The organism is Cuspidothrix issatschenkoi CHARLIE-1, assembly GCF_002934005.1.
Taxonomy (GTDB): Bacteria; Cyanobacteriota; Cyanobacteriia; order Cyanobacteriales; family Nostocaceae; genus Cuspidothrix; species Cuspidothrix issatschenkoi.
This window is the reverse complement of sequence record NZ_PGEM01000171.1, coordinates 1-8096: the sequence shown is the minus strand read 5'-3', so window position 1 is coordinate 8096 and position 8096 is coordinate 1. Positions and strand designations below refer to the sequence as shown.

Sequence of the window (8096 nt, the reverse complement as noted above, 5' to 3'; positions counted from 1 at the left end):
CAGCTTGGGGTGTTGGTATCACTTCAGGAAGAGGTTGTGTTTCTACCTTTGTTTCTGTTACTTCAGCTTGGGGTGTTGGTATCAATTCAGGAAGAGGTTGTGTTTCTACCTTTGGTGCTGGAGTTACTTCTACCTTGGGACTGGGTGTAGTTTCAGGAATTGGTAATTTTTCTACCTTTGGTGCTGGAGTTGCTTCTACCTTGGGACTGGGTGTGGGCGTTGGTTCTGTAACCGGAATCTTGGATGTATAATTTGGTTCTACAATGCTACGTACTTCATCTGCCGTTAATTCTCCTCTGACAATTTTTGACAAAGTATCTTGGCCATTAGGCTGATAATTGATTAATCTGATAGTTGTATTGAAGGCATTTTTGACAGGTTGCCCTTGATTATCCAGAAATTCCAATTTTATCCAGGTTTTGCCAGGTTTAAACCCTTTGAGATAGATAGTTTGCCAACGATCCAGAATAAAGCTTTCACCATTCACTGTGCTACGAATGCGCCAATTGCTCATGGTATCTTCTGGGTTAGTGTCAGCCACACTATGTAATGGTGCGTTAGTTAGGTAAAAGTCCAACATAATTGGTTCTGCACCATAAGCACCATTAGGACGACTATAGGTAAGTAAAGGTAATTTAGGATCAGGGTTATTATCTTCGGTTTTCGTCAATACATGAAATGTAGTTTGGGCATAAGCACCTTCATTTTTGAAACTTTCATGCCAGGGACGGGAAGCAAAAACCCGGATAGTATGCGTACCAGGGGTTAAGTCTGAGAATACCAAAGGCTGATTTAAGTCATAGAAGTCATAGACAGCCTGATAAGGTTGATTATCCAAAATTAAGTGTAAATGGGGACCTAACTGCCATTTTGGGTCTTTAAATATCGGTAAGTCCTGAACTTGCAAGCTAACTGCAACCCTATTGTCTTGCAGAACTTCATCTGGTTGGGGACTGATAATAGTTACTTGGGGTTGATATCCTTCCAAACTAGGACGCAATGCCTTTATTACATCTGGTGATGCAGTTTCGGAAAATGTTCCAGAAATTTCCGAAGCTGGCAGAGGTTTGACAAAGGGATTAATAGATATTTCTTTGCTAGTTGCTGTTTCGACGCAACTACTTAATATCATGGCTAGACTTAACGCGACTACCCATTTAATAATAGGGAATTTATAAGAAAAAAGCCGCTCAAAAAATTTTCTACAGTTAGTATTCATGTTTTTATTCTGTAACAGTTTTTAACAATTCACGAGATCATTTTCGCGCAAATTACCACCCAAGGACTAGGAACTAAAAGTATAAATCTACCCCTAAAGTGATCCTAAAGTTATAAATCCACTGATTTTTATGCAATTAAAATAAAAATCAAGTAATTTTTTTGACCTAATTACAGTCCAAAAATTTGCTCTCAGCGACAAAAAATTAGCTAAAAACAACGATTTAAAAAGACTTTGAGCCACTTTAAGTATTAACTATAAGTTTTACAAATTGTTGTTCTTTGTAAATTAAATGAAGAATCTCTTGACTTTTGGACAATGAGCGGAACTTGCAAGCAAGATCAGACAATAAATTGGGGGATTTTAAATTATTGTTAAAATGTGTCTAACAATATGCAAGTTCACACTCTATAATTCAACAGAAACAACTTTTATTTTCCACACGGCAAGTTCAACGCTGTTATCCGAGAAATCTGAAAACTGCGGTTCTGTAACTCTAGGTGGTATTCATGAGTCCCCATTCCTTCATAGAGAGGAGGTCGAATGACGATTAGTCCTCCGGAGCGAGAGGAAAAAAAAGCAAGAGTGATTGTTGACAATGACCCGGTTCCTACCTCATTTGAAAAATGGGCCAAGCCAGGACATTTCGACAGATCATTATCCAGAGGCCCCAAAACCACCACTTGGATTTGGAATCTCCATGCCCTCGCCCACGATTTTGATACACATACAAGCGATCTAGAAGACATTTCCCGCAAGATATTCGCTGCTCACTTCGGCCACTTGGCTGTGGTAGCAATCTGGTTGAGCGGAATGTTATTCCACGGCGCTAAGTTCTCTAACTACGAAGCCTGGTTGGCAGATCCATTGGGAGTCAAGCCCAGTGCTCAGACAGTTTGGTCTATTGTTGGTCAAGACATTTTAAATGGTGATATGGGCGGCGGTTTCCGCGGCATTCAAATCACCTCTGGCTTGTTCCAAGTATGGCGTGGCTGGGGTATCACTAGCTCCTTCCAGCTATATGTAACTGCAATTGGCGGCTTGGTATTAGCAGGTTTGTTCTTGTTTGCTGGCTGGTTCCACTACCACAAACGCGCTCCCAAACTGGAATGGTTCCAGAATGTGGAATCAATGCTGAATCATCACTTATCAGTATTGCTAGGCTGTGGTTCTTTGGGATGGGCTGGTCATTTAATCCATGTGTCTGCACCAATCAACAAACTGTTAGATGCTGGTGTAGCCGCTAAAGACATCCCTCTGCCCCATGAATTGCTGTTTGATACAGCAAAAATGGCTGAATTATATCCCGGCTTTGCTAGTGGTTTAACACCTTTCTTCACCTTAAATTGGGGAGCTTACGCTGATATCCTCACCTTTAAGGGTGGTTTAAACCCAGTTACAGGCGGGTTGTGGATGACTGATATTTCTCATCACCACCTAGCGATCGCTGTACTGTTCATCATTGCTGGTCATATGTACCGTACCAACTGGGGTATCGGTCATAGTATTAAAGATATTCTCGAAGCCCATAAAGGTCCTTTCACTGGCGAAGGTCACAAAGGTCTTTATGAAAACATGACCACCTCTTGGCACGCTCAATTAGCTACTAACCTAGCTTTCTTGGGTTCCTTAACAATCATCATCGCGCATCACATGTACGCGATGCCTCCCTATCCTTATTTGGCAACTGACTACGCTACACAGTTGTGTATCTTCACTCACCATATTTGGATCGGTGGATTCTTGATTGTAGGTGGCGCTGCTCACGCGGCAATCTTCATGGTGCGTGACTATGATCCCGTTGTGAACCAAAACAACGTATTAGATCGGGTGATTCGCCACCGTGACGCTATCATCTCTCACCTGAACTGGGTTTGTATCTTCCTTGGCTTCCACAGCTTTGGTTTGTACATCCACAATGACACCATGCGTGCCTTGGGTCGTCCCCAAGATATGTTCTCCGACGCAGCAATTAAACTGCAACCAGTGTTTGCTCAATGGGTACAAAGCTTGCACTCCCTAGCTCCCGGCAACACAGCACCTAACGCTTTAGAAGTTGTTAGTCATGCTTTTGGTGGCGGAATTGTTGCTGTAGGTGGTAAGGTCGCAATGATGCCCATTGCCTTGGGTACAGCGGACTTCATGGTTCACCACATCCACGCTTTCACCATTCACGTTACTGTTCTCATCCTGCTCAAAGGTGTATTGTATGCCCGTAGCTCTCGTCTGATTCCAGACAAAGCTAACCTCGGCTTTAGATTCCCTTGCGATGGTCCAGGTCGTGGTGGTACTTGCCAAGTGTCTGGTTGGGATCATATCTTCCTAGGACTCTTCTGGATGTATAACTCCCTCTCAATTGTAATTTTCCACTTTAGCTGGAAGATGCAATCTGATGTTTGGGGAACAATAGAAGATGGAACAGTAAATCACATTACTGCCGGCAACTTTGCAGAAAGTGCTATCACCATCAACGGTTGGTTACGTGACTTCTTGTGGGCGCAAGCTACACAAGTAATTAACTCCTACGGCAGCGAATTGTCTGCTTATGGATTAATGTTCTTAGGCGCTCACTTTGTTTGGGCGTTCAGCTTAATGTTCCTGTTCAGTGGTCGTGGATACTGGCAAGAACTAATTGAGTCCATTGTATGGGCGCATAATAAACTGAAAGTAGCCCCAACAATTCAGCCTCGCGCACTGAGCATCACTCAAGGTCGGGCTGTAGGTGTGGCTCACTACCTATTAGGAGGAATTGCCACCACTTGGGCATTCTTCCATGCACACATCCTTTCAGTAGGATAAAAATCAGTAGAATTTTGGGTTTTGGATGCTAAAGATTTTAGATTTAATCCAAAATCCAAAATCTAGAATCTAAAATTTTGCTGACACTTGATGGCTAAAGGTCAGAGGACATATCACACCTATGGCAACAAAATTTCCAAAATTTAGCCAGGATCTCGCACAGGACCCGACTACTCGTCGGATTTGGTATGCGATCGCTACAGGCAATGACTTTGAAAGCCACGATGGCATGACGGAAGAGAATCTTTACCAAAAGATTTTCGCTACGCACTTCGGCCACTTGGCAATTATCTTCCTGTGGGCATCCAGCCTCCTGTTTCACGTAGCCTGGCAAGGTAACTTTGAACAGTGGATCAAAGATCCCCTTCACGTCCGTCCTATTGCCCATGCAATTTGGGATCCTCACTTCGGTGAAGCTGCAATTGACGCTTTCACCCAAGCTGGTGCAAGCAACCCTGTAAACATTGCTTACTCCGGTGTTTATCACTGGTGGTACACCATCGGCATGCGGACTAACACTGAACTATATACTGGTTCAGTTGGTTTGCTCTTGTTGTCTGCATTGTTCTTATTTGCTGGTTGGCTACATTTACAACCCAAGTTCCGTCCTAGTCTCTCTTGGTTTAAGAGTGCTGAACCCCGTTTGAATCACCACTTGGCTGGTTTGTTCGGTGTTAGCTCCTTAGCTTGGACTGGTCACTTGGTTCACGTTGCTATTCCTGAATCTCGTGGTATCCACGTAGGTTGGGATAACTTCTTGACTGTAGCTCCCCATCCAGAAGGTTTAACCCCATTCTTCACAGGCAACTGGGGCGTTTATGCTCAGAACCCTGACACCGCTGGTCATCTCTTCGGAACTTCCACCGGTGCTGGGACTGCGATTCTCACCTTCTTGGGCGGTTTCCACCCCCAAACAGAATCCTTGTGGTTGACCGATATGGCTCACCACCACTTGGCGATCGCTGTTCTGTTCATCATCGCTGGTCATATGTACCGGACTAACTTCGGAATTGGTCACAGCATCAAAGAAATGCTGAACTCCAAATCCGGTTTAATTCCCGGTAGCAAGAGCGAAGGTCAGTTCAACCTGCCCCACCAAGGTCTTTACGACACCATCAACAACTCCCTGCACTTCCAGTTGTCATTAGCTTTGGCATCTTTGGGAACTATCTGTTCCTTGGTAGCGCAGCATATGTACGCTCTGCCTCCTTATGCGTTCATCGCTAAGGATTACACTACACAGGCAGCGCTGTACACCCACCACCAATACATTGCTGGTTTCTTGATGGTTGGTGCTTTTGCTCACGCAGCAATTTTCTGGGTTCGTGACTACGATCCCGAACAAAATAAAGGTAACGTTCTTGACCGGATGTTACAACACAAAGAAGCGATCATCTCCCACCTTAGCTGGGTATCTCTCTTCTTAGGTTTCCACACATTAGGTTTATACGTTCACAACGACGTAGTTGTTGCCTTCGGTACTCCTGAAAAACAAATCCTCATCGAGCCAGTATTTGCTCAATTCATCCAAGCTGCTCAAGGTAAAGCTCTGTATGGCTTGAATGTACTGTTGTCTAACCCCGACAGTATTGCTTACACCGCTTACCCCAATGCTGGTAACGTTTGGTTAACTGGCTGGTTAGATGCTATCAACTCAGGAACAAATTCCTTGTTCTTGACAATTGGACCTGGTGACTTCTTAGTTCACCACGCCTTTGCTTTGGCTATCCATACCACCACCTTGGTACTTGTTAAGGGTGCTTTGGATGCTCGTGGTTCTAAACTGATGCCTGATAAAAAGGACTTCGGTTATGCGTTCCCCTGCGACGGTCCTGGCCGTGGCGGTACTTGCGACATCTCCGCTTGGGATGCTTTCTATCTGTCTATGTTCTGGATGTTAAACACCATCGGTTGGGTAACATTCTACTGGCACTGGAAACACCTGGGTATTTGGCAAGGTAACGTTGCTCAGTTCAACGAAAACTCTACCTACCTGATGGGTTGGTTCCGTGACTACCTTTGGGCTAACTCTGCTCAGTTGATCAACGGTTACAACCCCTACGGCATGAACAACCTGTCTGTTTGGGCTTGGATGTTCCTCTTTGGACACCTAGTCTGGGCAACCGGTTTCATGTTCCTCATCTCTTGGAGAGGATACTGGCAAGAGTTGATTGAAACCTTGGTTTGGGCCCACGAACGTACTCCTCTAGCTAACTTAGTTCGCTGGAAAGATAAGCCCGTTGCTCTCTCCATCGTTCAAGCTCGTGTGGTTGGTTTGGCTCACTTCACTGTTGGCTACATCGTCACCTACGCAGCGTTCCTCATTGCTTCTACTGCTGGTAAGTTTGGTTGATCTTGACTGCTGGTTTTAGATAAGTAACAAAAAAATCCCCTGCCGCAAGGTGGGGGATTTTTGATGGAATTCTTCAGTTTTTTGAATTTTCTGATGTAAGCAAGAATAGATTTGCTAGAATTTCAATGAAGAACAAAAATCAAGTTTTGTAAAAAAGTATCTGCTCAATAAGTAGGGGTAGGAGAGAAAAAAAGCGGTTATCAACAGTTAGATGAGCGAAAACAATTAACGCTGCTGAAAATTTCGGAGTTGCTTTGAGTCTTAGAGCATCCTGAATGGATGCGTCCAAAAGATAATAAAGATATATCAAAACCAGGAAGTAATATGGGTGTAATTTTGGTAGCTGGTGCGACGGGTGGTGTAGGTAAAAGAGTTGTGAAAAAATTGGTAGCACAGGGGTATAGTGTGCGCTGTTTAGTTCGAGATATTGAAAAAGCAAAGCCAATTTTAGGGGATGATATTAATTTAGTAGTTGGAGATATTACGAAACCAGAAACTTTGACTAATTTAGTCATGGCTAATATTCAAGCTGTTATTTGTTGTACAGCAGTGCGTGTTCAACCAGTTGAAGGAGATACACCAGATAGAGCAAAATATAATCAAGGTGTGAAATTTTATCTACCGGAAATTGTGGGAGATACACCTGAAAATGTTGAATATCAAGGTGTCAAAAATTTAGTTGCAGCAGCTACAAAATATCTGGTTGCTGTGGGTGAAAAACCTATTTTTGATTTTACAAAACCATCGGAGGAAATTAAAAATATCTGGGGTGCTTTAGATGATGTGGTGATGGGTGGTGTGAGTGCAAGTAGTTTCCAAATTAGGGAAAATACAGCCATATTCACGGGTAATGTTTCCACTGCTAATTCTGGAGGTTTTGCTTCCGTTAGAACTAAGAATTTTTCACCAGCTATTAATTTATCAGGTTATCAAGGTGTAAAGTTACGAGTTAAAGGTGACGGACAACGTTATAAAATATTTTTACGCACAGAGTCAACTTGGGACGGGGTTGCTTATAGCTATTCTTTCGATACTGTCGCTAATAATTGGCTAGATATTCAGATTCCTTTTGCAGATTTAATTCCCGTATTTCGTGCCAAAGTTGTTAAAGATTGTCCACTAATAGATATTAGTAAAGTTTGTTCTTTGCAACTGATGTTGAGTAAGTTTGAATATGATGGTGCTTTAAATCCTAAATTTTCTGCGGGTATGTTTGCGCTGGAAGTGGCATCAATTCAAGCTTATGGTGGGGAAGCTTTACCTCAATTTGTATTCATCAGTTCTGCTGGGGTAACTCGTCCAGGAAGACCAGGAATTAATTTAGATGAAGAACCACCAGCAGTAAGATTAAATGACCAATTGGGAGGAATTTTAACTTGGAAGTTGCGAGGAGAAGAAAGTATCAAAGCAAGTGGAATTCTCTATACAATTATTAGACCTTGTGCTTTGACAGAAACAGCAGGAGGAAAAGAATTAATCTTTGAACAAGGTGATAATATTAGGGGGAAAATTAGCCGCGATGATGTGGCAGAAATTTGTGTACAAGCAATTAAAGAACCAAAAGCAAGTTTTTTAACTTTTGAAGTGAAAGAAACTGAAGTAACTGCTAATAATCCCAATTGGAAGAATCTATTTTCTGCTTTACAATCTGATAAGTCAACCACCCATCACTTCCCTTCGGGTAAGTGAGGGCTTGTAAAAGCCTAGTTGGACTGAGTTCTTAAC

General features: G+C 42.9%; 4 protein-coding genes. 3 read left to right on the top strand and 1 reads right to left on the bottom strand.

From position 1 onward, the window contains the following. Window positions 1-1219: hypothetical protein (locus CUN59_RS18990; protein ID WP_104389307.1), on the bottom strand; the 1219-nt coding region annotated here is incomplete at its 3' end. A gap of 543 nt (window positions 1220-1762) precedes the next feature. On the opposite strand from CUN59_RS18990, the gene psaA reads away from it, so the two are divergent. From psaA to CUN59_RS18975, 3 genes are all read left to right on the top strand, one after another. Beyond that, window positions 1763-4018 (top strand): photosystem I core protein PsaA, encoded by a 2256-nt coding sequence (gene psaA, locus CUN59_RS18985; RefSeq protein ID WP_104389306.1) that lies wholly within the window; start codon window positions 1763-1765, stop codon window positions 4016-4018. Between the two features lie 121 nt (window positions 4019-4139). After that, window positions 4140-6371, top strand: coding sequence for a photosystem I core protein PsaB (gene psaB / locus CUN59_RS18980; RefSeq protein WP_104389305.1), 2232 nt, complete (start codon window positions 4140-4142; stop codon window positions 6369-6371). A 279-nt stretch (window positions 6372-6650) separates the two neighbouring features. Continuing rightward, complete coding sequence (locus CUN59_RS18975; RefSeq protein ID WP_243406994.1) at window positions 6651-8060, top strand: CIA30 family protein; 1410 nt, start codon at window positions 6651-6653, stop codon at window positions 8058-8060. Window positions 8061-8096 lie beyond the last annotated feature (36 nt).